Source organism: Sphaerotilus sulfidivorans (assembly GCF_013426975.1).
Lineage (GTDB): Bacteria > Pseudomonadota > Gammaproteobacteria > Burkholderiales > Burkholderiaceae_C > Sphaerotilus > Sphaerotilus sulfidivorans.
Genome location: NZ_JACCPY010000010.1, coordinates 95,583 through 120,899 on the forward strand (window position 1 = coordinate 95,583; position 25,317 = coordinate 120,899).

23 protein-coding genes are annotated in these 25,317 nt (G+C 68.6%); 13 read left to right on the forward strand and 10 right to left on the reverse strand.

Annotated features, from left to right (window positions below; all coding sequences use genetic code 11):
• Window position 1 precedes the first annotated feature (1 nt).
• The gene (gene gspE, locus HZU84_RS08685) at window positions 2-1,417 is read left to right on the forward strand and encodes a type II secretion system ATPase GspE (RefSeq protein ID WP_149504427.1); all 1,416 of its coding nucleotides are present in this window, start codon (window positions 2-4) and stop codon (window positions 1,415-1,417) included.
• Window positions 1,417-2,643 (forward strand): type II secretion system inner membrane protein GspF, encoded by a 1,227-nt coding sequence (gene gspF, locus HZU84_RS08690; protein WP_149504428.1) that lies wholly within the window; start codon window positions 1,417-1,419, stop codon window positions 2,641-2,643. Before gspE ends, gspF begins: the two co-directional genes overlap by 1 nt.
• Here the strand turns inward: gspF and HZU84_RS08695 are convergent.
• The gene (locus HZU84_RS08695) at window positions 2,636-4,420 is read right to left on the reverse strand and encodes a diguanylate cyclase (RefSeq protein ID WP_180692858.1); all 1,785 of its coding nucleotides are present in this window, start codon (window positions 4,418-4,420) and stop codon (window positions 2,636-2,638) included. The genes gspF and HZU84_RS08695 overlap by 8 nt on opposite strands.
• Window positions 4,421-4,736: 316 nt before the next feature.
• Between HZU84_RS08695 and HZU84_RS08700 the strand changes: the two genes are divergently transcribed.
• Window positions 4,737-5,678: an AAA family ATPase gene (locus HZU84_RS08700; RefSeq protein ID WP_244954315.1), complete on the forward strand. Its 942-nt coding sequence runs from the start codon at window positions 4,737-4,739 to the stop codon at window positions 5,676-5,678.
• A gap of 2 nt (window positions 5,679-5,680) precedes the next feature.
• On the opposite strand, the gene HZU84_RS08705 is transcribed toward HZU84_RS08700, so the two are convergent.
• Together HZU84_RS08705 and HZU84_RS08710 are read right to left on the reverse strand one after the other, a co-directional pair.
• Entirely contained in the window at window positions 5,681-6,289 is a 609-nt protein-coding gene (locus HZU84_RS08705; RefSeq protein WP_180692859.1) for a histidine phosphatase family protein, read from the reverse strand.
• Window positions 6,286-7,029, reverse strand: a complete 744-nt coding sequence (locus HZU84_RS08710) for a Crp/Fnr family transcriptional regulator (RefSeq protein ID WP_149504431.1) — start codon at window positions 7,027-7,029, stop codon at window positions 6,286-6,288. The genes HZU84_RS08705 and HZU84_RS08710 overlap by 4 nt, the downstream gene beginning before the upstream one ends.
• Before the next feature lie 171 nt (window positions 7,030-7,200).
• Between HZU84_RS08710 and HZU84_RS08715 the strand changes: the two genes are divergently transcribed.
• The 8 genes from HZU84_RS08715 to HZU84_RS08750 all read left to right on the forward strand — a co-directional run bounded on the left by HZU84_RS08715 (window position 7,201) and on the right by HZU84_RS08750 (window position 16,695).
• The gene (locus HZU84_RS08715) at window positions 7,201-9,147 is read left to right on the forward strand and encodes an AMP-dependent synthetase/ligase (RefSeq protein ID WP_149504432.1); all 1,947 of its coding nucleotides are present in this window, start codon (window positions 7,201-7,203) and stop codon (window positions 9,145-9,147) included.
• Entirely contained in the window at window positions 9,144-9,947 is an 804-nt protein-coding gene (locus HZU84_RS08720) for an ABC transporter ATP-binding protein (RefSeq protein ID WP_149504433.1), read from the forward strand. The genes HZU84_RS08715 and HZU84_RS08720 overlap by 4 nt, the downstream gene beginning before the upstream one ends.
• Window positions 9,948-9,967: 20 nt before the next feature.
• Window positions 9,968-10,897, forward strand: coding sequence for a branched-chain amino acid ABC transporter permease (locus tag HZU84_RS08725; protein ID WP_149504434.1), 930 nt, complete (start codon window positions 9,968-9,970; stop codon window positions 10,895-10,897).
• Between the two features lie 24 nt (window positions 10,898-10,921).
• Complete coding sequence (locus tag HZU84_RS08730; RefSeq protein WP_149504435.1) at window positions 10,922-11,986, forward strand: branched-chain amino acid ABC transporter permease; 1,065 nt, start codon at window positions 10,922-10,924, stop codon at window positions 11,984-11,986.
• Between the two features lie 65 nt (window positions 11,987-12,051).
• Window positions 12,052-13,380, forward strand: a complete 1,329-nt coding sequence (locus HZU84_RS08735; protein ID WP_149504436.1) for an ABC transporter substrate-binding protein — start codon at window positions 12,052-12,054, stop codon at window positions 13,378-13,380.
• 39 nt (window positions 13,381-13,419) lie between these two features.
• Window positions 13,420-14,232, forward strand: coding sequence for an ABC transporter ATP-binding protein (locus HZU84_RS08740; RefSeq protein WP_037484426.1), 813 nt, complete (start codon window positions 13,420-13,422; stop codon window positions 14,230-14,232).
• Between the two features lie 58 nt (window positions 14,233-14,290).
• Window positions 14,291-15,559, forward strand: coding sequence for a phenylacetate--CoA ligase family protein (locus HZU84_RS08745; RefSeq protein ID WP_149504437.1), 1,269 nt, complete (start codon window positions 14,291-14,293; stop codon window positions 15,557-15,559).
• Between the two features lie 164 nt (window positions 15,560-15,723).
• Window positions 15,724-16,695 carry a tripartite tricarboxylate transporter substrate-binding protein gene (locus HZU84_RS08750; RefSeq protein WP_149504438.1) on the forward strand — a complete coding sequence of 324 codons (972 nt, stop codon included), beginning with the start codon at window positions 15,724-15,726 and terminating at the stop codon, window positions 16,693-16,695.
• Window positions 16,696-16,815: 120 nt separating this feature from the next.
• Here HZU84_RS08750 and tyrS read toward each other — a convergent pair whose 3' ends face one another.
• A complete protein-coding gene (tyrS, locus tag HZU84_RS08755) occupies window positions 16,816-18,039 on the reverse strand; it encodes a tyrosine--tRNA ligase (protein ID WP_149504439.1) in 1,224 nt (407 codons plus the stop codon).
• A gap of 243 nt (window positions 18,040-18,282) precedes the next feature.
• On the opposite strand from tyrS, the gene HZU84_RS08760 reads away from it, so the two are divergent.
• Entirely contained in the window at window positions 18,283-19,701 is a 1,419-nt protein-coding gene (locus tag HZU84_RS08760; RefSeq protein ID WP_244954316.1) for a M23 family metallopeptidase, read from the forward strand.
• Complete coding sequence (locus HZU84_RS08765) at window positions 19,698-20,819, forward strand: anhydro-N-acetylmuramic acid kinase (protein WP_149504441.1); 1,122 nt, start codon at window positions 19,698-19,700, stop codon at window positions 20,817-20,819. Before HZU84_RS08760 ends, HZU84_RS08765 begins: the two co-directional genes overlap by 4 nt.
• A 56-nt stretch (window positions 20,820-20,875) precedes the next feature.
• Here the strand turns inward: HZU84_RS08765 and erpA are convergent, their stop codons facing one another.
• The 6 genes from erpA to HZU84_RS08795 all read right to left on the reverse strand — a co-directional run bounded on the left by erpA (window position 20,876) and on the right by HZU84_RS08795 (window position 24,875).
• The gene (gene erpA, locus HZU84_RS08770; protein ID WP_037484415.1) at window positions 20,876-21,250 is read right to left on the reverse strand and encodes an iron-sulfur cluster insertion protein ErpA; all 375 of its coding nucleotides are present in this window, start codon (window positions 21,248-21,250) and stop codon (window positions 20,876-20,878) included.
• Window positions 21,251-21,281: 31 nt separating this feature from the next.
• Window positions 21,282-21,710 (reverse strand): bactofilin family protein, encoded by a 429-nt coding sequence (locus HZU84_RS08775; RefSeq protein ID WP_149504442.1) that lies wholly within the window; start codon window positions 21,708-21,710, stop codon window positions 21,282-21,284.
• 67 nt (window positions 21,711-21,777) lie between these two features.
• The gene (locus HZU84_RS08780) at window positions 21,778-22,491 is read right to left on the reverse strand and encodes a DUF6776 family protein (protein WP_149504443.1); all 714 of its coding nucleotides are present in this window, start codon (window positions 22,489-22,491) and stop codon (window positions 21,778-21,780) included.
• Between the two features lie 181 nt (window positions 22,492-22,672).
• Window positions 22,673-23,065: a 30S ribosomal protein S9 gene (gene rpsI / locus HZU84_RS08785; RefSeq protein WP_149504444.1), complete on the reverse strand. Its 393-nt coding sequence runs from the start codon at window positions 23,063-23,065 to the stop codon at window positions 22,673-22,675.
• A 10-nt stretch (window positions 23,066-23,075) separates the two neighbouring features.
• Window positions 23,076-23,504, reverse strand: a complete 429-nt coding sequence (rplM, locus tag HZU84_RS08790) for a 50S ribosomal protein L13 (RefSeq protein WP_037484406.1) — start codon at window positions 23,502-23,504, stop codon at window positions 23,076-23,078.
• A gap of 204 nt (window positions 23,505-23,708) precedes the next feature.
• Window positions 23,709-24,875 (reverse strand): BMP family ABC transporter substrate-binding protein, encoded by a 1,167-nt coding sequence (locus tag HZU84_RS08795; RefSeq protein ID WP_149504445.1) that lies wholly within the window; start codon window positions 24,873-24,875, stop codon window positions 23,709-23,711.
• Window positions 24,876-25,317 lie beyond the last annotated feature (442 nt).

Sequence of the window (25,317 nt, forward strand, 5' to 3'; positions counted from 1 at the left end):
CGTGCGCCATCCCCTGCCCTATGCCTGGGCCAAGTCGCAGCGCCTGCTGCTCGAGGACGACGGCGAGCGCCTGGTGCTGTGGGCCGATGCCCAGGCACCGCGCGCCGCGCTGGCCGAGGTCATGCGCCTGCATGCGGTCGATGCGGTCGAGCTGGAGGCCTCCGAGCGTCTGGCCCAGCGCATCGCCCAGGCCTATGCCGGCGGCGAGTCCAGCGCCGCGGCGGTCATCGGCGAGGTCGAGAGCGCGGTCGACCTGAGCCGCATGATGCAGGACCTGCCCGCCGTGGAGGATCTGCTGGAAGCCGCCGACGACGCGCCGATCATCCGCATGCTCAACGCGCTGCTGACGCAGGCCGCCAAGGACGGCGCCAGCGACATCCACATCGAGCCCTACGAGCGCTCCTCGGCCGTGCGCTTCCGTGTGGATGGCACGCTGCGCGAGGTGGTTCAGCCCAACAAGGCGCTGCACGCGGCCCTCATCAGCCGGCTGAAGATCATGGCCGAGCTCGACATCGCCGAGAAGCGCCTGCCGCAGGACGGCCGCATCTCGCTGCGCATCGGCGGGCGCGCGATCGACGTGCGGGTGTCGACGCTGCCCGGCGTGCATGGCGAACGCGCGGTGCTGCGCCTGCTCGACAAGGGCGAGGCCAAGTTCTCGCTGGCCAGCCTCGGCATGCAGGGCGACACGCTGGCGCGCTTCTCGCAGCGCATCGCCCAGCCGCACGGCATCGTGCTGGTCACCGGCCCGACCGGCTCGGGCAAGACGACGACGCTCTATGCCGCGCTCGGCCAGGTCGACACCTCGACCACCAATGTGCTGACGGTCGAGGACCCGGTCGAGTACGAGCTGGCCGGCATCGGCCAGACCCAGGTCAACGCCAAGATCGACCTGACCTTCGCCAAGGCGCTGCGCGCCATCCTGCGCCAGGATCCGGACGTGATCATGATCGGCGAGATCCGCGACCATGAGACGGCGCAGATCGCGGTGCAGGCCTCGCTGACCGGCCACCTGGTGCTGGCGACGCTGCACACCAACGACGCGCCCAGCGCGGTGACCCGCCTGACCGACATGGGCATCGAGCCCTTCCTGCTGTCGTCCTCGCTGCTGGGCGTGCTGGCGCAGCGCCTGGTGCGCAAGCTCTGCCCGCACTGCCGCAGACAGGGCGAGGACGGCCTGTGGCATCCGGTCGGCTGCGACCACTGCGGCCACAGCGGCTACAAGGGCCGCACCGGCGTCTACGAGCTGATGACGGTCGACGAGCGGGTGCAGGCGCTGATCCATGCGCGTGCACCCGAGTCCGAGCTGATCGCCGCGGCGCGCGGCGCCGGCCTGCGCTCGATGCGCGAGGACGGCGAGCGGCTGGTGGCCGCCGGCATCACCTCGATGGAAGAGCTGCTGCGGGTGACGAGGGACTGATGCCCGCCTACCGATTCGAGGCGCTCGACGCCAGCGGCAAGACCCAGAGCGGCCTGCTCGAGGGCGACAGCGCCCGCGCGGTGCGCGCGCAGCTGCGGGCGCGGTCGCTGGTGCCGCTGGAGGTCAGTCCGGTGACCTCGGAGAGCGAGGCCACCGGCAGCGGCGCGGGCGCCTCGCTGCTGCGCCGGCGGGTCTTCACCGCGACCACGCTGGCGGTCTGGACCCGCCAGCTCGCCGGTCTGGTGGCCGCCGGCCTGCCGCTGGAACGCGCGCTGACCGCACTGGCCGACGAGGCCGAGGAGCCGCGCCAGCGCGAGCTGCTCGCGCATCTGCGCGCCGAGGTCAATGCCGGCTCGCCCTTTGCGCGCGCGCTGTCCGGCGCGCCGCGCGAGTTCGACGAGGTCTACCGCGCAGTGGTGGCCGCCGGCGAGCAGAGCGGCCAGCTCGGCCGGGTGCTCGAGCGCCTGGCCGACGACCTGGAGGAGCGCCAGGCGCTCAAGGCCAAGCTGATCGGCGCGACGCTGTATCCGGCCATCGTCTCGGTGGTGGCGGTCGTGATCGTCATCTTTCTGGTGACCTATGTGGTGCCGCAGGTGGCGCAGGTCTTCGCCGGCAGCAAGAAGGCGCTGCCGCTGCTGACCAGCGCGATGCTGGCGGTCAGCGCCTTCCTGCGCCAGTGGGGCTGGGCGCTGCTGCTGGCGCTGATCGGTGCGGGCGCCACGCTGGTGCTGATGCGCCGCAACGAGGCCACCCGCGAGCGGCTGGATGCGGCGCTGCTGCGCCTGCCGCTGTTCGGCCGGCTGGCGCGCGGCTACAACGCCGCGCGCTTTGCCGGCACGCTGGCGATGCTGGCGGGCTCCGGGGTGCCGATCCTGAAGGCGCTGCAGGCCGCGGCCGAGACGCTGTCCAACCGCGCGATGCGCGCCGACGCGATGGAGGCGCTGGTGCAGGTGCGCGAAGGCGCGCCGCTGGCCTCGGCGCTGGCGGCGAAGAAGCGCTTTCCAGGGCTGCTGGCGATGTTCGCCCGCCTGGGCGAGCAGACCGGCGAGCTGCCGCTGATGCTGCAGCGCGCCGCCACCCAGCTCGGCGCCGAGGTGCAGCGCCGCGCGATGCAGACCGCGACCATCCTGGAGCCGCTGCTGATCGTCGGCATGGGCGGCATCGTCATGGTGATCGTGCTGGCGGTGCTGCTGCCGATCATCCAGCTCAACACCTTCGTCAAGTGAAGCGCCGCACCTGGCGCTTGCCGGCCTGCTTGCCCGCATACATCGCCTGATCGGCGCGCTCGAGCAGCACGGCGATGTCGCGCCCGTCGTCCGGCACCATCGCCAGGCCGATCGTCGCGCCGACGCGGCAGGGCTGGCCCGGCTCCACCTCGATGTCGGGCGCGATCGCATCCAGCAGCGCCTGCCCGAGCCGCAGCGCTGCCGGCTCGTCCGGCAGGCCGGCGGCCATCACGACGAACTCGTCGCCGCCGATGCGGGCCACCAGATCGGTCTGGCGCACCTGGGCCTGCAGGCGGCGGGCCACCTCGACCAGCACCCGGTCGCCGGCCTGATGGCCGAAACGGTCGTTGACCGGCTTGAAGCCGTCGAGGTCGAGCAGGAAGAGCACGGTCGCCTGGCCGGGCCGGACGCGTTCCAGCAACGGTCCGGCCGCCTGTTGCAGGCCGCGCCGGTTGAGCGCACTGGTCAGCGCATCGGTCTCGGCCAGCAGGCGCAGGCGCTCGCCATCATGGCGCACCCGCTCGGCCGCGCGCCGCAGCGCGGCCACCCGCACGCCGGTGACCACCAGCCACATCACCATCTCGGCCAGCGATGCGATCTGGAAACCGTGCAGCACCAGGGGCGTGGCGGGCAGCCGGCCGCTGATCAGCAGCGCCAGCACCAGCACGCCGGCGGTGTAGACCGTCCAGCCCGCCAGGATGTAGCCGGCCGCCGCATCGCCCTGACGCCAGCGCCGCCAGGCCAGCGGCAGCGCCAGCAGCGTCGGCAGCTGGCCCAGCACCTTGGCGATGCGCTGCCCGTCGCGATAGCTCAGCAGGCCGAGCAGCACCAGCAGCGCCGCGCCGGCGCACAGCAGCGCACCGATCTTCATCGCCCATGACAGCCGCGGCGACAGCTCCGCGATGGCCAGCGCCCGGTTGATGAACAGGAAGGTGCCGGTGATGCCCAGCAGCACGCAGACCGGCGGTATCTTCTCGGCCAGCGTCGGATATTCGCTCCACAGGTGCTGCATGCCCACGCCCTGGAAGGCGATCTGGAACAGCCCCAGGCTCAGCACGCTCAGGCCGTAGTACGCGAACATGCGGTCGCGCAGGCTGTACCACTGCGCCAGGCTGTACAGCAGCAGCGACAGCATCACCCCGGTCGCCAGCCCCTGCACCAGCTGCGCGCGCTCCTCGTGCAAGCGGTGCATCTCGGGCGTCATCAGCCACAGCGGCACGATCAGGCTGCCGGAGCTGCGCACCCGCAGGATCAGCTCATGGCGGCCCCGCTCCAGCCGCAGCGGCATCAGATGGGTGCGGGCCAGCAGCGGGCGCTCGCGGCCGGTCAGCCGGTCGCCATTGCGCAGCATCGCCACCTCGCGGCCGTCGCGCAGCACCTGCAGGTCCACCTCGTCGAGTGCCGGATAGGCCACATCCAGCAGCCATTCGCCGGCCGCCTGCGGGCCGATCTCGACCTCCAGGAAGAGCCAGAGCGTGCCGGCATGTTCACCGAAGTTGGCCAGGGGCACCGCAGGCCGTTCAGCCCGGTCACGCAGCACGCGGGCCGCACTGAAGTCGAGCGCGTGGCCATCGTCGCGCAGCACCTTCAGGCCGGACCACACCTCCAGCGCAGCGCCAGCGCGCGAGTCCAGCCGGAGCAGCTCCGGGGCTGAGGTCGGGGCCAGGGCGGCGCGCGCCGACGGCAGGCCGGGCACGCCAAACACACCAAGCAGGCCGAGCAGCAGGATCGTCCTCAGCAGCCGCGGCAGCCATGGCGGCCGCAGGGCTGCCGTCACGCGCCCTGCCGGTCGTCCTGCGATCGCCCCTGATCCCGCTGTCCTCGACATCTGCCCCACACACCCTCGTCGGCCCATGCCCCATCGCACCGCAGCTCGCACTGTGATGCCGCATCGGCCGATGCAGTCAGCAGATCAACCCCCGCTTGCGGGAGCATCCCGGAGTGACAGGCCGTCCTGGCCTGCGGCATGCTTGTCTCCAGCGCAGGTTCCCGGATTCCCGGATCTTCAGGAGACTGACATGCTGCCCCCACGCACGGAACTGGTCTGCACGACGGGTGCGGACTCTCCCCGCGGAGCGATCCCGATCGCGCGGATGCGCTCCGTCTACCGGCTCGACGAGGTCGAGCGGCGCCTTGGCAAGCTCGCCGGCAAGGAGCACGAGAACCTGCGTGCCACCTACGAGCGCATGCTGGAAAAAGGCCCCGAACGCTTCCAGGTCAAGCCCGCCGGCCTGCCGGCGATGGCGCACCTCTACGAGGAGCTGCCCAACTTCCATGCGGTGCTCGACGACGTGCGCCGCCAGATCGCGCTGTGCGAGGACAGCGGCGATGCGCTCGAGATCACGCCGATGCTGCTGCTGGGCCCGCCCGGCGTGGGCAAGACGCACTTCGCCAGGGCGCTGGCCGGGCTGCTGGGCACCGGAATGGGGATGGTGCCGATGAGCTCGCTGACCGCCGGCTGGGTGCTCTCGGGGGCCTCGAGCCAGTGGAAGGGCGCACGGCCCGGCAAGGTCTTCGAGACGCTGGTCGACGGCCAGTATGCCAACCCGGTCATTGTCATCGACGAGATCGACAAGGCCGGCGGCGAGCAGGCCTACGATCCGCTGGGCTCGCTCTACAGCCTGCTCGAGCACGACACCGCGCACAGCTTCACCGACGAGTTCGCCGAAGTCGCGATCGACGCCAGCCAGGTGATCTGGGTCGCCACCGCCAACGACGAGCGCACGATCCCCGAGCCGATCCTCAACCGGGTCAACGTGCACGAGATCGAGCGGCCGGACGCGGCCGCAGCCCGCCAGATCGCGCTCAGGCTGCACGCCTCGATCCGCGCCTCGCACGACTGGGGCCGGCGCTTCGACGAGACGCCCTCCGAGGCGGTGCTCGAGCGCTTCGCCGAGATGGCGCCGCGCGAGATGCGCCGCGCCTGGATGACCGCCTTCGGCAACGCCAAGCTGGCGCGGCGCACCACCATCCTGGTCGCCGACCTGCCCGAGGCCGGCGCAGGGCGGCGCTCGCCGATCGGCTTCGTGCACTGAGTTCAGGGCGCCGGCCGGATCCGCCCCAGCAGCGGCAGGTCGGCGTCGCGCACGTTCAGCACCACCGCCTCCCCGGGAGCCGGAAAGACGCCGGTCAGCGCGGTGATGTTGACCTGGTGCGTGATCACCACCAGCACGCCCGGCCCTCGCCACTGCCGCAGCAGCTGCCGCGCGTCGGCCGTCCGGGCCTCGCGCCGCTGCGGCGTGCCGAAGAAGGAATCGAAGACTTCGGCCTCCTGCACCGGCTCGCCGAAGGCCAGGCGTGCGGTGTCGCGCGCCCGGCACCAGCGCGAACTGAGCACCCGGCCGACCCGGATGCCGCGCTCGCGGAAAGCCTGGCCGATGCGCCGCGCCTGATCGCGCCCGACCTCGTCGAGATTGCGCTGCGTCGTGCAGTCGTCGAGCCGGAAACCCGGCGGATCGCCGCCGCCCGGCGCCTCGGCATGACGCATCAGCACCGCCGCGCCGTCGTCCATCGCCAGCCAGATGTCGGCGTTCTCGGCCGGCCCGGCGGCCAGCGCCTGCGACAGCACGCCCGCCAGCAGCACGGCCACGCCGGCGCGCCAGGCCAGGACGATTCGCGCCCTTGCGCCGGGTGCGGCAGCCGTCATGTCGCCATCCTCTCCAGGCCGGCCCTGCGGCTGTCCGGCGCGTAGGTGCGCAGACCAGGCAGGTCCAGCACCCGCACGCCGCCGTACTCGATGCGGATGAGCTGCTGCGCCTGCAGCGTGCGCAGCGCCTCGTTGACCCGCTGGCGCGACAGGCCGACCAGATAGCCCAGCTCCTGCTGGGTGATGCGCAGCATCTCGCCGACCGCGGGGTACAGCACAGGATGGAACAGCGCCGCCAGATTGCGCGCCACCCGCGAGTCGGGATCATGGATGCGGTCGATCTCGCGCGCCGCGATGAACTGGCCCAGCCGCTCGTTGAGCTGGTTCACCACGAAGCGGTTGAACGGCAGACTGTGCGCGATCAGCTCATGGAAGACCTCGACCGGGATGCCGGCCACCACCGATCGGCGCAGCGCCTCGATGTTGTAGCGGTAGGCCTCGCACTTGAGCAGCGTGCCCTCGCCGAACCAGGCCCCGGGCGGCACGCCGGTGAAGGTCAGCGGCGCGCCGCCATCGCCCGCATCGCTGCTCATCTTCAGCAGGCCGTCGACCACCCCGAACCAGTAGACCGCCGGCCGACCGGTGCGGCACAGCACCTCGCCGGGCTCGGCCTGCACCACCCGCATCGCGCCGGCCGCCAGCCGTCGGTGCGAGGACGACAGCGTGCCCAGCCAGAGAATGCCGTCCAGCTCCGCCGCAGAGGGAAGGCGAGAGCGCTCGCGCAGCGTCATCAGGCTCATCGGGATGCCTCCAGATCGGGAAACTCCGCTTGGGAGAGTCCCTAGGATTGTCGTCAGGCTGACATCCTGACGTCAAACCCGGACTTACCATGCCTCACGGACAACAAGACGGATCCGCCGCCCGGCACCGATCCGCATCCCACCCGACAACGAGGACGAGGAGACGCCAAGGTGAGCTCGACCTTTCCGCGCCTGCTGCTGGAACATGCCCGGCAGCGCCCCGATGCAGACGCCATCCGGGAGAAGGAATACGGCATCTGGCAGACCCGCAGCTGGCGCCGGCTGGCTGACGAGGTCGCCCGCATGGCCGCCGGCCTGGCCGCGGCCGGCCTGCAGCGCGGCCAGCATCTGGTGGTGGTCGGCGACAACCGGCCGCGACTGACGATGGCCATGCTGGCCGCGCAGTGCCTGGGCGCCATTCCGGTGCCGCTCTACCAGGATGCGACCGGCGCCGAATATGTCTTCCCGCTGAACAATGCCGAGGTCGGCTTCGCGGTGGTCGAGGACCAGGAGCAGGTCGACAAGCTGCTCGAGGCCCGCGAGCAGTGCCCGCAGCTGGCGCGCATCTGGTACGACGATCCGCGCGGCCTGCGCAAGTACGACGAGCCCGGCCTGGCCTCGATCGACACGCTGCTGGCCGAGGGCGAGGCCTGGGCGGCCCGCCATGCGGGCTTCTTCGATCGGGCGGTCGAGGCGGTGCAGCCCGGCGATGTCGCGGCGATGTTCTTCACCTCCGGCACCACCGGCAATCCGAAGGGCGTGGTGCACACCCACCGCTCGCTGATCGACCGCGCGCAGGCCGGCGCGAAGTTCGACCGCCTCACCGCCGCCGAGGAGGTGCTGGCCTACCTGCCGCCGGCCTGGATCGGCCAGAACATCTTCAGCTACGCGCAGTGGCTGGCCTGCGGCTATGTCGTCAACTGCCCGGAATCGGCCGCCACCGTCACGATCGACCTGAAGGAGATCGGCCCGACCTACTACTTCGCGCCGCCGCGGGTCTTCGAGGGCCTGCTGACCAGCGTGACGATCCGCATGGAGGATGCCGGGGCGCTGAAGAAGAATCTCTTCAAGACCTTCATGGACCATGCGCGCCGGGTCGGCCCGGACCTGATGGACGGCAAGCCGGTCGGCTTCATGGACAGGCTGAAGTACCGCCTGGGCGATCTGTGCATCTACGGCCCGCTGCGCAACACGCTGGGCCTGAGCCGGGTGCGGGTGGCCTACACCGCCGGCGAGGCGATCGGCCCGGACCTGTTCACCTTCTACCGCTCGATCGGCATCAACCTGAAGCAGCTCTACGGCTCGACCGAGACCGCCGTCTTCGTCTGCCTGCAGCCCGACCACGAGGCGCGCGCCGACACGGTGGGCGTGCCCTGCGACGGCGTCGAGATCCGCCTGGCCGAATCCGGCGAGATCATGATCAAGTCGCCGGGGCTGCTGAAGGAGTACTACAAGAACCCCAAGGCGACCGAGGAGGTGCTGACCAGGGACGGCTGGTACCACAGCGGCGACGCCGGCTTCATCGACGCCACCGGCCACCTGAAGATCATCGACCGCGCCAAGGATGTCGGCCGCATCCGGGGCGGCGTGCACGACGGCGCGATGTTCGCCCCGAAGTACGTCGAGAACAAGCTGAAGTTCTATCCCTTCATCAAGGAGGCGGTGGCCTTCGGCGACGGCCGCGACCGGGTCTGCGCCTTCATCAACCTCGACATGGAGGCCGCGGGCAACTGGGCCGAGCGGCGCAACCTGCCCTACGCCGGCTACACCGACCTGGCCGGCAAGCCCGAGGTGCTCGCGCTGATGCGCGAGTGCGTCGAGAAGACCAATGCCGACCTGGCGCAGGACGAGATGCTCGCCGGCAGCCAGATCCATCGCTTCCTGGTGCTGCACAAGGAACTCGACGCCGACGACGGCGAGATGACCCGCACCCGCAAGGTCAAGCGCGGCGCCATCGCCGACAAGTACCGGGTGCTGATCGACGCGATGTACGACGGCCGCTCCGAGCAGTTCATCGAGACGGCGGTCAAGTTCGAGGACGGCCGCAGCGGCAGCGTCTCGGCGACGCTGAAGATCATCGACGCGAAGACCTTTCCCGCGGTCCGGAGGGCGGCATGAGCAACAGCCACGACAGCAGCGGCAAGAAGATCGGCGACGTCATCCTGGACGTGGCCAACATCTCCCTGCGCTTCGGCGGCGTCAAGGCGCTGACCGACATCAGCTTCAATGTGCGCGAGCACGAGATCCGCTCGATCATCGGCCCGAACGGCGCCGGCAAAAGCTCGATGCTGAACTGCATCAACGGCGTCTACGCGCCGCAGGAGGGGCAGATCACCTTCCGCGGCCAGCGCTTCAGCCACATGAACCGCCGGCAGGTCGCCGAGATGGGGCTGGCGCGCACCTTCCAGAACCTGGCGCTGTTCAAGGGCATGAGCGTGATCGACAACATCATGACCGGGCGCAACATGAAGATGAAGAGCAACCTCTTCCTTCAGGCGCTGCGCTGGGGCCCGGCCGAGCGCGAAGAGTCGGCGCACCGCGAGCATGTCGAGCACATCATCGACTTCCTCGAGATCCAGGCCTTCCGCAAGACGCCTGTGGGCCGGCTGCCCTACGGCCTGCAGAAGCGGGTCGACCTGGGCCGGGCCCTGGCGATGGAGCCGCAGGTGCTGCTGCTCGACGAGCCGATGGCCGGCATGAACGTCGAGGAGAAGCAGGACATGTGCCGCTTCATCCTCGACGTCAACGAGGAGTTCGGCACCACGATCGTGCTGATCGAGCATGACATGGGCGTGGTGATGGACATCTCCGACCGCGTCGTCGTGCTCGACTACGGCAAGAAGATCGGCGACGGCACGCCCGACGAGGTGCGCAGCAACGAGGACGTCATCAGCGCGTACCTCGGCACCAGCCACTGAACCGCAGGGAGACACGCAACATGGGATTCTTCCTCGAGACCCTGATCGGCGGCCTGATGACGGGCATGCTGTATTCGCTGATCGCGCTCGGCTTCGTGCTGATCTTCAAGGCCTCCGGCGTCTTCAACTTCGCGCAGGGCGCGATGGTGCTGCTGGCCGCGCTGGCGATGGCGCGCTTCTCCGAATGGATCCCGGCCGGCCTGGGCATCGAGAGCAAGACGCTGGGCAACATCCTGGCCTTCGTCGCCGCGATGGCGGTGATGGTCGGCGTGGCCTGGGTGATCGAGCGCTGGGTGCTGGGCAAGCTGGTCAACCAGGAGGGCATCACGCTCTTGATGGCCACGCTGGGCGTGACCTACTTTCTCGACGGCGCCGGCCAGACGATCTTCGGCTCGGACATCTACAAGATCGACGTCGGTCTGCCCAAGGACCCGATCTTCCTGCTGGAGAACGTCTTCCAGGGCGGCATCCTGGTCGGCCAGGAGGATCTGTATGCGGCGCTGATCGCCGCCTCGATGGTGGCGGTCCTGGCGGCCTTCTTCCAGTACACCGCCACCGGCCGCGCGCTGCGTGCGGTGGCCGACGACCACCAGGCCGCGCAGTCCATCGGCATTCCGCTCAACCGCATCTGGGTGATCGTCTGGTCGGTGGCGGGCTTCGTGGCGCTGGTGGCCGGGATCATCTGGGGCAGCAAGCTGGGCGTGCAGTTCTCGCTGTCGCTGGTGGCGCTGAAGGCGCTGCCGGTGGTGATCCTGGGCGGCCTGACCTCGGTGCCGGGCGCGATCATCGGCGGGCTGATCATCGGCGTGGGCGAGAAGCTCTCGGAGGTCTACATCGGCTCGATGGTGGGCGGCGGCATCGAGATCTGGTTCGCCTATGCGCTGGCGCTGATCTTCCTGCTGGTGCGTCCGCAGGGCCTGTTCGGCGAAAAGATCATCGACCGCGTCTGAGTCCGAGTCTGAGGAGACACCCCCATGCTTTACCGTGAGAACGGCCAGTTCAAGACCAGCTACGCCTCGGACCAGCAGATCTTCCCGATCGCGCAGGACCGGCTGGGCATCCTGCTGCTCGTCGCCTTCGCGGCGGTGGTGGTGCCGATGGTGGCGTCGGAGTACATCTTCCGCGCCATCCTGATCCCCTTCCTGATCCTGTCGCTGGCGGCGCTGGGGCTCAACATCCTGGTGGGCTACTGCGGCCAGATCTCGCTGGGGACCGGCGGCTTCATGGCGGTCGGCGCCTACGCGGCCTACAACTTCTTCGTGCGCATCGAGGGCATGCCGGTGGTCCCGGCGCTGCTGCTGGGCGGGGTCTGCGCGACGGTGGTGGGCGTGCTGTTCGGCATTCCGTCGCTGCGCATCAAGGGCCTATACCTGGCGGTGGCGACGCTGGCGGCGCAGTTCTTCATCGACTGGAGCTTCCTGCGCATCAAGTGGTTCACCAATGACTCGGCCTCCGGCTCGGTGAGCGTCTCGGGCCTGCAGGTGCTGGGTCTGCCGATCGACACGCCGGCGGCGAAATACCTGTTCTGCCTGGCCTTCCTGTGCGTGTTCGGCCTGATGGCCAAGAACCTGGTGCGTGGCAATGTCGGGCGCGAGTGGATGGCGATGCGCGACATGGACGTGGCCGCCTCCGTCATCGGCATCCGTCCGGTCCAGGCCAAGCTGAGCGCCTTCGCGGTGTCGAGCTTCATCGTCGGCGTGGCCGGCGGCCTGTGGGGCTTCGTGCACCTGGGCTCGTGGGAGCCGGCGGCGTTCTCGATCGACCGCTCCTTCCAGCTGCTGTTCATGATCATCATCGGCGGCCTGGGCTCGATCATGGGCAGCTTCTTCGGCGCGGCCTTCATCGTGATCCTGCCGATCCTGCTCAACCAGATCCCGGCCTGGCTGGGCGTGCCGATCTCCACCGCGACCGCCTCGCACCTGGAATACATGATCTTCGGTGCGCTGATCGTCTTCTTCCTGATCGTCGAGCCGCACGGCCTGGCCCGGCTGTGGTCGATCGCCAAGGAGAAGCTGCGCCTGTGGCCCTTCCCGCACTGAATCGCGTCCGTCCCGTCCCCCGCCCCACCGCATGTTTCCTCACTCCCGCTGACCCGGAGGTTCCCATGAAGCTGAAGTCGCTCGCCCTTGCCGCCTCGATCGTCGCCGCCGTCGCCGGCGCGACCACCGCACCGGCCGCGTTCGCGCAGGCCAAGGAGCAGTTCTTCCCGGTGCTGGTCTACCGCACCGGCCCGTACGCCCCCAATGGCGTGCCCTTCGCCAACGGCTATGTGGACTACCTGAAGCTGGTCAATGCCAACGGCGGCCTCAACGGCGTGAAGATCTCCTTCGAGGAATGCGAGACCGGCTACGCCACCGACCGCGGCGTCGAGTGCTACGAACGCCTGAAGAGCAAGGGCGCGACCGTGTTCCAGCCGCTGTCCACCGGCATCACCTTCGCGCTGACCGAGAAGGCACCGGTCGACAAGATCCCGCTGATCACCGCCGGCTACGGCCGCTCGGAGTCGGCCGACGGCGGCGTGTTCAAGTGGAACTTCCCGCTGCTGGGCACCTACTGGATCAACGCCGACGCGCTGGTGCAGCATGTCGGCAAGAAGGAAGGCGGCCTCGACAAGCTCAAGGGCAAGAAGATCGCGCTCGTCTACCACGACTCGCCCTTCGGCAAGGAGCCGATCCCGGTGCTGCAGGAACGCGCCAAGATGCACGGCTTCGAGCTGCAGATGCTGCCGGTGACCGCGCCGGGCGTCGAGCAGAAGTCGACCTGGCTGCAGATCCGCCAGAGCCGCCCGGACTATGTCTTCCTGTGGGGCTGGGGCGTGATGAACTCCACCGCGCTGAAGGAGGCGGTGGCCACCGGCTATCCGCGCGAGAAGATGTACGGCGTGTGGTGGGCCGGCGCCGAGCCCGATGTCAAGGACGTCGGCGAGGCCGCCAAGGGCTACAACGCCGCGGCCATGCAGCACGGCGCGCAGCCCGATGCCAAGGTGGTGCAGGACATCCTGGCCAAGCTGCATGGCAAGGGCCAGGGCACCGGCCCGAAGGAGGAGGTCGGCTCGGTGCTCTACATGCGCGGCATGATCTCGGCGATGCTGGGCGTCGAGGGCGTCAAGCGCGCCCAGGAGCGCTTCGGCAAGGGCAAGGTCATGAGCGGCGAGCAGGTCCGCTGGGGTCTGGAGAACCTCGCGCTCGACCAGAAGAAGCTCGACGGCCTGGGCTTCGCCGGCGTCATGCGACCGGTCTCGACCAGCTGTCAGGACCATGTCGGCGCCGGCTGGGTCCGGGTGCACACCTGGGACGGCAAGAAATGGGGCTTCACCTCCGACTGGCTGCAGGCCGACGACATGATCCTCAAGCCGATGGTCAAGGCCGCGGCCGACAAGTACGCCGCCGAGAAGAAGCTCGAGCGCCGCAAGCCCGAGGACTGCCAGTCCTGATCGCCCTCGCCTGATCCCCCACCCCAGCGGACACGCCCCATGAGCACTCCGAACATCCTCCTGAACGTCAACGGCATCGAGGTGATCTACAACCATGTGATCCTGGTGCTCAAGGGCGTGTCGCTGCAGGTGCCCGAAGGCCGGGTCGTCGCGCTGCTCGGCGGCAACGGCGCGGGCAAGACGACGACGCTGCGCGCGGTCAGCAACCTGCTCGCCGGCGAGCGCGGCGAGGTCACCAAGGGCTCGATCGAGCTGCGCGGCGAGCGCATCGAGAAGCTCTCGACCTCCGACATGGTCAACCGCGGCGTGGTGCAGGTCATGGAAGGCCGGCACTGCTTCGCGCATCTGACCATCGAGGAGAACCTGATGACCGGCGCCTACACCCGCCGGGACGGCAAGGCGGCGGTGGCCGAGACGCTGGAGAAGGTCTACAACTACTTTCCCCGGCTCAAGACCCGCCGCACCAGCCAGGCCGCCTACACCTCCGGCGGCGAGCAGCAGATGTGCGCGATCGGCCGCGCGCTGATGGCCAACCCGAAGATGGTGCTGCTCGACGAGCCCTCGATGGGCCTGGCGCCGCAGATCGTCGAAGAGGTGTTCGAGATCGTGAAGGATCTGAACACCAAGGAGCGCGTGACCTTCCTGCTGGCCGAGCAGAACACCAACATCGCGCTGCGCTACTCGGACTACGGCTACATCCTCGAAAACGGCCGCATCGTGATGGACGGCGAGGCCCGGGCGCTGCGCGAGAACGAGGATGTCAAGGAGTTCTACCTCGGCATGGGCGGCGGCGACCGCAAGAGCTTCAAGGACGTCAAGAGCTACAAGCGCCGCAAGCGCTGGCTGGCCTGAGGCCTGCGCCTCTCCCCTCTCCCCACCTCTCTTCACCCCGAGCAAGAAAGGCTGCGCCGTGAGCGAGTTCTACGACGCACTGGAAATCCGCGACCCGGCCGAACGCGAGGCGGCGCAGTTCGCGGCGCTGCCGGCTCAGGTGGCGCACGCGCAGGCGGGCACGCCGGCCTTCGCCGAGCTGCTGGCCGGCATCGATGCCGCCGCGGTGACCGACCGCGCCGCGCTGGCGCGCCTGCCGGTGATCCGCAAAGGCGAGCTGCTCGAGCGGCAGAAGGCGCAGCGGGCGCAGGACGCCTTCGGCGGCTTCGCCGCGATCGGCTGGCGCGGCCAGGGCCCGGGGCGCGGCGCGCTGCGGGTCTTCCAGTCGCCCGGCCCGATCTACGAGCCCGAGGGCGCCGGGCGCGACTACTGGCGCATGGCGCGCGCGATCTTCGCCGCGGGATTCCGCGCCGGCGACCTGATCCACAACAGCTTCAGCTACCACCTGACGCCGGCGGGCTCGATGATGGAGACCGGCGCGCATGCGCTGGGCTGCGCGGTCTTCGCCGGCGGCGTCGGCAACACCGAGCTGCAGCTGCAGGCCATGACCGAGCTGCGCCCGCACGGCTACATCGGCACGCCGGGCTTCCTGAAGATCCTGATCGAGAAGGCGGCCGAGACCGGCGCCGACATCGGCTCGCTCACCAAGGCGCTGGTCAGCGGCGAAGCCTTTCCGCCCAGCCTGCGCGACTGGCTGGCCGAGCGCGGCGTGCAAGGCCACCAGTGCTACGCCACCGCCGACCTCGGCCTGATCGCCTACGAGACCGCCGCACGCGAGGGCCTGGTGCTCGACGAGGGCGTGATCGTCGAGATCGTGCGTCCCGGCACCGGCGACCCGGTGCCCGACGGCGAGGTCGGCGAGGTGGTGGTGACGACGCTGAACCCGGACTACCCGCTGATCCGCTTCGGCACCGGCGACCTGTCGGCCATCCTGCCCGGCCCCTGCCCGAGCGGCCGCACCGCGCCGCGCATCCGCGGCTGGCTCGGCCGCGCCGACCAGACCACCAAGGTGCGCGGCATGTTCGTGCACCCCTCGCAGGTGGCCGAGGTGCTGCGCCGGCACCGGGTGGACGGCCTCGGCCGCGCGCGGCTGGTGGTCGAGGGCGAGATGAGCGACGACCGCATGACGCTGCAGGTCGAATGCGCGCAGGCGCCCGAGGGCCTGGCCGCCCGGCTGGCCGACACGGTGCGCGAGGTGACCAAGCTGCGCGCGGTGATCGTGCTGGCCACGCCGGACAGCCTGCCCAACGACGGCCGGGTCATCGAGGACCGGCGCAGCTACCGCTGAACAACCGGACGGAAGCTGACAGGAACTGACCGCCTTAAGTAGTTTCCGAGATACCGGCACCGGCACGGGCCGCTACCATGCGCTCGCGCGCCGGCTCCGGCTGGCGCGCCGATCGATCCACCCGTCCTTGCGGACACACCCAGCCCACAGATCCCGGAGACCCCATGAAGCGTCTGCTCACGGCCGTGACCCTCGCCACGATGGCCCTTGGCGCCTCGGCCCAGAACTATCCCGAAAAGCCGATCACCATCGTCGTGCCGTTCGCCGCGGGTGGCCCGACCGACAAGGTGGCCCGCGATCTGGCCGAAGCGATCCGCAAGCCGCTGGGCGGCCAGGTCATCATCGAGAACGTCGCCGGCGCTGGCGGCACGCTGGGTCACACCAAGGTCGCCAAGGCGAGTGCCGACGGCTACACCCTGCTGCTGGCCCACGTCGCGATGGCCACCGCGCCGGCGCTGTACCGCAAGCTGCAGTACGACGCGCTCAACGACTTCGAGTACCTGGGCCTCATCAACGAAGTGCCGATGACGCTGATCGCGCGCCCGACGATGCCGGCGGCCAACTACGCCGACCTCGCCAAGTGGCTCGATGCCAACAAGGGCAAGATCAACCTGGCCAACGCCGGCCTGGGATCGGCCTCGCACCTGTGCGGCCTGCTGTTCCAGCAGAGCACCAAGATCGACATGACCACCGTGCCGTACAAGGGCACCGGCCCGGCGATGACCGACCTGATCGGCGGCCAGGTCGACCTGATGTGCGACCAGACCACCAACACCACCAGCCAGATCAGCGGTGGCAAGGTCAAGGCCTATGCGGTCACCACCACCAAGCGCCTGACCGGCGACGCGGTGAAGAACCTGCCGACCCTGAACGAAGTCGGCCTGAAGGGTTTCAACGTCACCATCTGGCACGGCCTGTACGCGCCGAAGAACACCCCGAAGCCGGTGCTCGACAAGGTCAACGCCGCGCTGAAGACCGCGCTGAAGGACGCCCAGTTCATCAAGAACCAGGAAGCGCTGGGCGCCGACATCGTCGACGACGGGCGCGTCAACCCGGCCGAGCACAAGAAGTTCGTCGAGGCCGAGATCGCCAAGTGGGGCCCGGTCATCAAGGCCGCCGGCCAGTACGCCGACTGAAGGCACCGGCTCAGGCACTGGCTGCTGCGCACCGGTCTGCCTGAAGCCCGGGAAGAATGAGAAAGGGCCGCGGATGCGGCCCTTCTTCTTGTCGGCACAGGCGCCCAGGCGCCTGGCAGCTCAGCCCAGCGTGACGCGTGCGAACTTGCGCTTGCCCACCTGCACGACCAGGGTGCCGGCCTCGACCTTCAGGCCCTTGTCGCTGACGACCGCGCCGTCGATGCGCACGCCGCCCTGCTCGACCATGCGCAGGCCTTCGCTGGACGAAGCCACCAGGTTGGCCTGCTTCAGCAGCGCGCCGATGCCCAGCGGCGCGCCCGACAGCGTGACCTCCGGGATCTCGTCCGGAATGCCGCCCTTCGAGCGGTTCTGGAAGTCCTGCTCGGCCGCATCGGCCGCCGCCGCGCCGTGGAAGCGGGTGGTGATTTCCTTGGCCAGCATCACCTTGGCATCCTTCGGGTTGCGCCCGGCCTCGACCTCGGCCTTCAGCGCCGCGATCTCCGCCTCGCTGCGGAAGCTCAGCAGCGTGAAGTAGGTCCACATCAGGTCGTCGCTGATCGACAACAGCTTGGCGAACATCGCGTTGGCCGGCTCGCTGATGCCGATGTAGTTGCCCTTGGACTTCGACATCTTCTCGACGCCGTCCAGGCCGACCAGCAGCGGCATCGTCAGGATGCACTGCGGCTCCTGGCCGTATTCCTGCTGCAGGTGGCGCCCCATCAGCAGATTGAACTTCTGGTCCGTGCCGCCCAGTTCCAGATCCGACTTCAGCGCGACCGAGTCATACCCCTGCATCAGGGGGTACAGGAACTCGTGCACCGAGATCGGCGTGCCGGCCTTGAAGCGCTTGGTGAAGTCGTCGCGCTCCATCATGCGCGCCACCGTGTAGCGGCTGGCCAGCTCGATCATGCCGCGCGCGCCCAGCGGGTCGCACCACTCGGCGTTGTAGCGGATCTCGGTGCGCGCCGGGTCCAGCACCAGGCTGGCCTGGCGGTAGTAGGTCTCCGCGTTGACCTTGATCTGCTCGGCCGTCAGAGGAGGACGCGTGGTGTTGCGGCCCGACGGATCGCCGATCATCGAGGTGAAGTCGCCGATCAGGAAGATCACCTGATGCCCCAGATCCTGCAGCTGGCGCATCTTGTTGAGCACCACGGTGTGCCCGAGGTGGATGTCGGGCGCCGTCGGATCCAGGCCCAGCTTGATGCGCAGCGGCTGGCCGGTGCGCTGCGAGCGCTGCAGTTTCCCGATCCACTCCGGCTGCGGCAGCAGCTCATCGCAACCACGCAACGTGACTTCCAGCGCTTTCCGCACTGAATCTTCGATTTCGGTTAAATCTTGGCGCATGAGTGAAACGGGGGGTTATTGGTTCGTAACTTCGAAGTGCGTGGGTATACTGGTCCGGTTTCGCAGATCAAGACAGAACCAAGAACAACAGACACCAACGAGAGCGGGTCCCGGATTCTAGAGCGTCAGTCCCAGCCGGCACGAGCCACCGGCGGGTGGCGAGCACGGAGGGAGAACCGGGGGCCGGACGTCAATCCGGGAAGAATGCGCCCGCGCACCTTCCACGAACCAAGAACATCGCTCGTGAACAAACTGGGTGAAAAGGTGCGCCTGCAGCTGGCGCATGCCGATCTCACGATCCGTCGACATCCGAAGACCTTCAGCGCGATCGTCACGGCCGCACTGACCTTCAGCGGCGTGACCGCCTTCGGCGTGGCACCGCTGAGCATGATCGACTCGACGCCGAAGAACGTGCAGACCGTCGTCGAGACGGTCACGCCGAGCGGCCTCGACGAGCAGGCCGAGGCGCTGGCCGAGTACGAGATGCTGCTGCATCGCACCGACCTGACCCGCTCGACCGACACCGCCGACACCCTGCTGCGGCGCCTGGGCGTGTCCGATCCGGAGGCTGCGCAATTCTTGCGGACCGACCCGGCGGCACGCACCATCCTTTCGGGCAGGCCCGGCAAGATGCTGCAGGCGGTGACCGAATCGACGCCCGGCGGCGGTCAGCTCCAGGAGCTGGTCGTGCGCGGCCCGGCCGCCGACAGCGCGCAGAACAGCACCCATTTCACCCGCATCACCGTGCGCCGCGACGACAGCGGCCTGAAGGCGACCAGCGAGCAGCTACCGATGCAGGTCGAGACCCGCACCGGCGCCGCGACGATCAGCTCGACGCTGTTCGCCGCCGCCGACGAGGCGCGTCTGCCCGATGCGGTCACCGGCCAGATCGCCGAGATGTTCGGCAGCGACATCGACTTCCGCCGCGAGCTGCGCAAGGGCGACCGCTTCTCGGTGGTCTACGAGACGATGACCGCCGATGGCGAGCCGGTCACCTGGGGCACCTCCTCCGGTCGGGTGCTGGCCGCGCGCTTCATCAACGGCAACGACACCCATGCGGCGGTCTGGTTCCAGGAGCCGGGCACCAAGGGCGCCTACTTCAGTCCGGACGGCAAGAGCAAGGCCAAGGCCTTCCTGGCCTCGCCGCTGGCCTTCTCGCGGGTCACCTCCGGCTTCGCGATGCGCTTCCACCCGATCATGCAGACCTGGCGCGCCCACCTGGGCGTCGACTATGGCGCGCCGACCGGCACGCCGGTGCGGGTGGTCGGCGACGGCGTGGTCGACTTCGCCGGCGTGCAGAACGGCTACGGCAACGTGGTCATCGTCAAGCACAGCGGCGACCGCGCCACCGTCTACGCCCACCTGAGCCGCATCGACGTGCGCAAGGGCCAGTCGGTCAGCCAGAGCGACCTGATCGGCGCGGTCGGCGCCACCGGCTGGGCCACCGGCCCGCACCTGCACTTCGAGTTCAAGGTCAAGGGCGCCCACGTCGACCCGATGCAGATCGCCCGTGCCGCCCAGGCCACCGAGCTGTCCGCCGCGGCGCGTGCCCGCTTCGACAGCATGTCGCGCCAGCTGCAGGAGCAGCTCGCCAGCGCCGAGCGCGATCAGGCCACCCGCTCGGCCAGCGCTGCGGTGCCGCGCCGCCAGCGCATGGAATGAGCGACGGCGAGCTCTTCGTCGGCCTGATGTCGGGCACCTCGCTCGACGGGATCGACGGCGTGCTGTGCCGCATCGGTGCCGACGGCTCCTGGCAGACGCTGATCGCGCATGTGCACCAGCCGTTTGCGCCGGCATGGCGTGAACAGCTGATGGCGCTGCAGGCCAGCGGCCCCGACGAGCTGCACCGCGGCGCACTGGCTGCCAATGCGGTGGCCCGGGCCTATGCCGCGGTGGTCGCGCGGGTGCTCCAGGAAAGTGCCACGCCGGCCACGGCGATCCGCGCGATCGGCGCCCATGGTCAGACGGTGCGCCATCAGCCCGGCCTGCACGACGGCTGCGGCTACACGGTGCAGCTGCTCAACGGCGCGCTGCTGGCCGAACTGACCGCCATCGACGTGGTCTGCGACCTGCGCAGCCGCGATGTCGCCGCCGGCGGCCAGGGCGCCCCGCTGGTGCCGATGTTCCATCAGGGCATCTTCGGGGGCGACGGCCAGGCTCGCGCGATCATCAACATCGGCGGCATCTCGAACCTGACGGTGCTGCGCCCTGGCCAGCCGCCGCGCGGCTTCGACTGCGGCCCCGGCAACGCGCTGATGGACCACTGGATCGAGCACCATCAGGGCTGCGCCTATGACGCGGACGGCGCCTGGGCTGCACGCGGCCATGTCGACACCGCGCTGCTGGCGCGGCTGCTCGACGAGTCCTATTTCCGCCAGCCTGCCCCGAAAAGCACCGGCCGCGACCTGTTCCGGCCCGAATGGCTGCAGCCCCGGCTGGCGGCCGGCGGACCGATGGCGCCAATCGACGTGCAGGCCACGCTGTGCGAGCTGACCGCCCGCGCCATCGCCGACGATGTGCGCCGCGAGGCCGCGGAGGCCACCGAGCTGCTGGTGTGCGGCGGCGGTGCGCTCAACCGTCACCTGATGGCGCGCCTGCAGGCCCTGCTGCCTGGCCTGCCGGTGCGGCCGACCGACACGCGCGGCCTGCCGGTCATGCAGGTCGAGGCCGCCGCCTTCGCCTGGCTGGCGAGCATGCAGGTGCACCGCCGCCCGGCCGGCGAGCCGGCGGTGACCGGCGCACGCGGCCCGCGCATTCTCGGCGCGCTCTATCCAGCCTGAAACGACACAGGCCGCCCGAAGGCGGCCTGTGCATCGGATTCAGGGCCGGCGTGCGCTCAGACAGAGAAGCTCGAACCGCAACCGCAGGTGGTGGTCGCGTTCGGGTTCTTGATGACGAACTGCGAGCCGCTCAGGTCTTCCTTGTAGTCGATCTCGGCGCCCGTCAGGTACTGCAGGCTCATGGCGTCAATCAGCAGGGTCACGCCGTTCTTCGACATCTGGGTGTCGTCATCGTTGACGATCTCGTCGAAGGTGAAGCCGTACTGGAAGCCGGAGCAGCCGCCGCCCTGCACGAACACGCGCAGCTTCAGGTCGGGATTGCCTTCCTCGGCCACCAGATCGGCCACCTTGGCGGCAGCGCTGTCGGTGAAGACGATCGGGGCGGGCAGGTCGGTGAAAGAGGTGTCGAGGGTTTCGGCGACGGCGCTCATCAAGGGCTCCGGTGGAAGTGAAGGTCGGTGATCAGTTCTTGTCGCTGCCGGTGGCCAGCAGCTTGAGAGCAGGCTTGTCGTCGGTCGTCACGGCATCGGCGCGGGCGCCCTTCGACAGCGGGTGCAAGGCACCTTCGATGGTAGCACCCTGGTGCATCTCGAGCGCCTCGTAGACGACATCGCCCTGGATGTGCGCCTTGGGCTGCAGCTCGAGCAGCACGCTGGACTCGATCGGCCCGACAACAGCGCCATTGATGATGACATGACCGGCCTTGACCGTGCCGGTGACCCTGGCTTTCTCGCTGATCACCAGGATGCTGGTGCTGCCGGCATCCGCCACCACATCGCCCTGGACCTCGCCGTCGATGCGCAGGCCGCCGCTGAAGCTCAGCGTGCCCTGGATGACGGTGCCTTCGCCGATCAGGCTGCGGATCGCGGGCTGCTTCTTGGAACTGAACATGGAATCAATCCTGTCGAGATGAGGTTGAAAGGTGCAGAAAAGCGGGCGCAGACCGGCAGGCGCGCCCTCAGAGCCGGGCGGTCTCGGCGACCAGCAGGCGACCGTCCGCGTCGAGCACCCGGAACTCCACCTGCCGGACCGAGACGCCCGACGGATACTCCACCACACCGTCGAGACGCAGGTACTGCCTGATGTCGATGGTCTGGTTCGGTCGGGACACGGTCTGCGACCAGGGCTTTCCGTCAGAGGACCCGACAAGTACCAGATCGTAGCGCCCCTTGAGCCCGGCGGGCTGCCCGAGCGCCTGCATCAGCAGCGCCTGATAGCGCAGCCGCTGCGGCCCGTCGGCCTGCAGCTGCAGTCCGCGCACCGACAGCGGCCGGTTGTCGGTCGGCGCCGGCATCATCTTCTCGAGAAAGCCGATGTCGCGGGTCAATGCGAGGTTCTCGACCTCCAGCACCTTGACCCGGGCCGCCAGCGCCTCCTGGGCAGTGCGGGAGGCGGTCAGCAGGCTGTCGGCGGCATTGGCGACCGACACCGCGCGCTGGTGCTCTTCACGCAGCCGCTCGACCTCCTCGCGCAGCAGGCGCAGCTCCGCACCCGCATCACGCCCCAGCCCGGCGATCTCGCGGCCGTATTCATAGGTCCAGACCGCCACCGCAGCCGAGCCGCCCATCATCAGCGCCAGCACCAGCCAGCGGATCGGCCAGGGCAGCCGGCTGCGCACCGTGACCCGGGGTGCGCTCACCGACAGCCGGCGGCGCAGCAGTTTCCATCGCATTCAAGATCCTGATCAGCAGCAACATCCTGTTGCACAGGCCCGAACGATACGACAGAGTTCCACTGCGGTCAGCACCACAGCGGCGCAAAAAGCAGAAGGCCACCCGAGGGTGGCCTTCGATGCTGCAGGGCCTGCCGGATCTGCCCGAAAGCAGAACCTGGCGGCAGGCAGTGCAGGAGGATCAGCGCTTGCTGAACTGCTTGCGGCGACGCGCGCCGTGCAGACCGACCTTCTTGCGCTCGACTTCACGAGCGTCGCGGGTCACAAAGCCGGCGTTGCTCAGCTCGGGCTTCAGGCTCGCGTCGTAGTCGATCAGAGCGCGGGTCACGCCGTGGCGCACAGCGCCGGCCTGACCGGACTCGCCACCACCGTGCACGTTGACCTTGATGTCGAAGGCTTCGACATTGTTGGTCAGCGCCAGCGGCTGCTTGACGATCATGATCGAGGTCTGACGGCCGAAGTACTGCTCGACCGGCTTGCCATTGACCGTGATCTGGCCCGTGCCCTTCTTGATGAAGACACGTGCGACCGACGACTTGCGACGGCCCGTGCCGTAGTTCCAATCACCAATCATTGTCGGCTCCTCAGATGTCCAGCGACTTGGGCTGCTGAGCGGTGTGCGGGTGCTCGGTGCCCGCGTAGACCTTCAGCTTCTTGATCATCGCGTAGCCCAGCGGGCCCTTCGGCAGCATGCCCTTGACGGCCTTCTCGATGGCGCGACCCGGGTGCTTGGCCTGCATGTCCTTGAACTTGGTGCCGTAGATGCCGCCCGGGTGACCGGTATGGCGGTAGTACACCTTCTGTTCGGCCTTGTTGCCCGTGACACGGATCTTGTCCGCATTGACGATGACGATGTAGTCACCGGTGTCCACGTGAGGCGTGTAAATGGCCTTGTGCTTGCCGCGCAGGCGGAGGGCGACTTCGCTGGCCACCCGTCCGAGAACCTTGTCCGTTGCGTCAATCACAAACCACTCATGCACGACCTCGGCCGGCTTGGCGCTGAAAGTCTTCATGGCAAATCTCTTTGCTTCAGGGGTCTGCTGGCTGCTTGATCCGGGCCCTCGGCGCTGCTTGTGAACGCAGCCTCTCAGGTCTCCGGCCAGATCTCTCGATCCGTCTTCCCCGTGCAGCCAATGACGGAAAAGCCTGCGAGTGTAGCACACGGCACAGCTCCAAGGCTGTGCCGTGACTCGCAGGCGTCGTCGATGTCCGATCGATCAGTTGCCGGCCGGCACCTTGCCTTCCACGCCCTTGATGTAGAAGTTGACGCCCGACAGGAACTTGTCATCGGCGACCGCATCCTTGGCCAGCACTTCCTTGCCGTCCTGGCCGACGATCGGGCCCTTCCAGATCACGAAGCTGCCATCGGTCAGGCCGGCCTTGATCTTGGCGACCTTGTCCTTGACCTCGGCGGGCACCTTGTCGGAGATCGACACCAGGTCGATCGCGCCTTCCTTGACGCCCCACCAGACGCCGCCGGTCTGCCAGGTGCCGTCGAGCGCGTCCTTGACCGCCTTGCTGTAGTAGGGCGTCCAGTTGATGACCGCCGAGGCCAGATGCGAGTTCGGGCCGAACTTGCTCATGTCCGAATCCCAGCCGAAGGCCAGCTTGCCCTTCTCCTCGGCCTTCTGCAGCACCGCGCTGGAGTCGGTGTTCTGGAACAGCACGTCGGCGCCGCCGGAGATCAGGCTCTGCGCGCCCTCGCCTTCCTTCGGGGGATCGAACCACTTGTTGACCCAGACGACCTTGGTCTTGACCTTCGGGTTGACGCTCTGCGCACCCAGCGTGAAGGAGTTGATGTTGCGGATCACCTCGGGGATGGGGATCGAGGCGACCACGCCCAGCGTGTTCGACTTCGTCATGCTGCCCGCGATGACGCCTGCCATGTAGGCGCCCTCATAGGTGCGGCTGTCGTAGGTGCGCATGTTGTCGGCGGTCTTGTAGCCGGTGGCATGCTCGAACTTCACGTCCTTGCTGTCGGCGGCGACTTTCAGCATCGGCTCCATGTAGCCGAAGGTGGTGCCGAAGATCAGCTTGTTGCCCTGGCCGACCAGATCGCGCATCACCCGCTCGGCGTCGGCCGACTCGGGCACGTTCTCGACGAAGGAGGTCACGATGCGATCGCCGAATTCGGCCTCGATCGCCTTGCGGGCGTTGTCGTGGGCGAAGGTCCAGCCGGCGTCGCCGACCGGGCCGACATAGGCGAAGGCGACCTTGAGCGGCTCGGGCTTGGCCGGCTCGGAGGCCGCGGCCGAAGCCGGCTCGGCGGCCGGAGCCGCCGGAGCGGCCTCTTCCTTCTTGCCGCAGCCGGCCAGCGCGGCGGCGGCGGCCAGCGCGGCCCAGCCGGAGGTTTTTAGCAGGGTGTGCTTCGAGAGCTTGGACATGGATTCTCCATTGTCATCAACGAGGTGAGCAATTATCACGCTTGCAGGACGTTACGGGACAGGCCACCGAAGTTGTCGCCCCGTCGCGATCAACCGCACCAACCAGCGGTCGCACAGCCCCCCGAAAAAGCGTACTTTTCCCGCATTCCACTATTTTTCGAGCCAGACGCGACACACCCTGTCGCAGTGAGTCTGCACACTCGTCCCCAGAATACAACCCGAACCGGGGGACAACATCGAACCACCAGCCTTCCCCTGCACACGCTGCGGCCTGTGCTGCACCCAGGGCAATTGCATGAAGCCCGATCCCCTACTTCGGGCTGATGCCGAGCACGGTCTCCAGATACTTCGGGCTCCAGGCGGCCTTCTGGCGCTTGATGTTGAGACTGGTCTTCCTGGATTTTTCCTGCTTGAGCAGGTTCAGGCTCATGCGCCTGAGGAT

Bases quoted from the DNA above. Each gene is read 5' to 3' on its own strand.
- HZU84_RS08730 (WP_149504435.1), top strand. From the start codon at position 10,922: ATGCTTTACCGTGAGAACGGCCAGTTCAAGACCAGCTACGCCTCGGAC.
- rplM (WP_037484406.1), bottom strand. From the start codon at position 23,504: ATGAAGACTTTCAGCGCCAAGCCGGCCGAGGTCGTGCATGAGTGGTTT.
- HZU84_RS08735 (WP_149504436.1), top strand. From the start codon at position 12,052: ATGAAGCTGAAGTCGCTCGCCCTTGCCGCCTCGATCGTCGCCGCCGTC.
- gspF (WP_149504428.1), top strand. From the start codon at position 1,417: ATGCCCGCCTACCGATTCGAGGCGCTCGACGCCAGCGGCAAGACCCAG.
- tyrS (WP_149504439.1), bottom strand. From the start codon at position 18,039: ATGCGCCAAGATTTAACCGAAATCGAAGATTCAGTGCGGAAAGCGCTG.
- HZU84_RS08725 (WP_149504434.1), top strand. From the start codon at position 9,968: ATGGGATTCTTCCTCGAGACCCTGATCGGCGGCCTGATGACGGGCATG.
- HZU84_RS08705 (WP_180692859.1), bottom strand. From the start codon at position 6,289: ATGACGGCTGCCGCACCCGGCGCAAGGGCGCGAATCGTCCTGGCCTGG.
- HZU84_RS08775 (WP_149504442.1), bottom strand. From the start codon at position 21,710: ATGTTCAGTTCCAAGAAGCAGCCCGCGATCCGCAGCCTGATCGGCGAA.
- HZU84_RS08710 (WP_149504431.1), bottom strand. From the start codon at position 7,029: ATGAGCCTGATGACGCTGCGCGAGCGCTCTCGCCTTCCCTCTGCGGCG.
- HZU84_RS08750 (WP_149504438.1), top strand. From the start codon at position 15,724: ATGAAGCGTCTGCTCACGGCCGTGACCCTCGCCACGATGGCCCTTGGC.
- rpsI (WP_149504444.1), bottom strand. From the start codon at position 23,065: ATGATTGGTGATTGGAACTACGGCACGGGCCGTCGCAAGTCGTCGGTC.
- HZU84_RS08700 (WP_244954315.1), top strand. From the start codon at position 4,737: ATGCGCTCCGTCTACCGGCTCGACGAGGTCGAGCGGCGCCTTGGCAAG.
- HZU84_RS08720 (WP_149504433.1), top strand. From the start codon at position 9,144: ATGAGCAACAGCCACGACAGCAGCGGCAAGAAGATCGGCGACGTCATC.
- HZU84_RS08765 (WP_149504441.1), top strand. From the start codon at position 19,698: ATGAGCGACGGCGAGCTCTTCGTCGGCCTGATGTCGGGCACCTCGCTC.
- HZU84_RS08780 (WP_149504443.1), bottom strand. From the start codon at position 22,491: ATGCGATGGAAACTGCTGCGCCGCCGGCTGTCGGTGAGCGCACCCCGG.
- HZU84_RS08795 (WP_149504445.1), bottom strand. From the start codon at position 24,875: ATGTCCAAGCTCTCGAAGCACACCCTGCTAAAAACCTCCGGCTGGGCC.
- HZU84_RS08740 (WP_037484426.1), top strand. From the start codon at position 13,420: ATGAGCACTCCGAACATCCTCCTGAACGTCAACGGCATCGAGGTGATC.
- erpA (WP_037484415.1), bottom strand. From the start codon at position 21,250: ATGAGCGCCGTCGCCGAAACCCTCGACACCTCTTTCACCGACCTGCCC.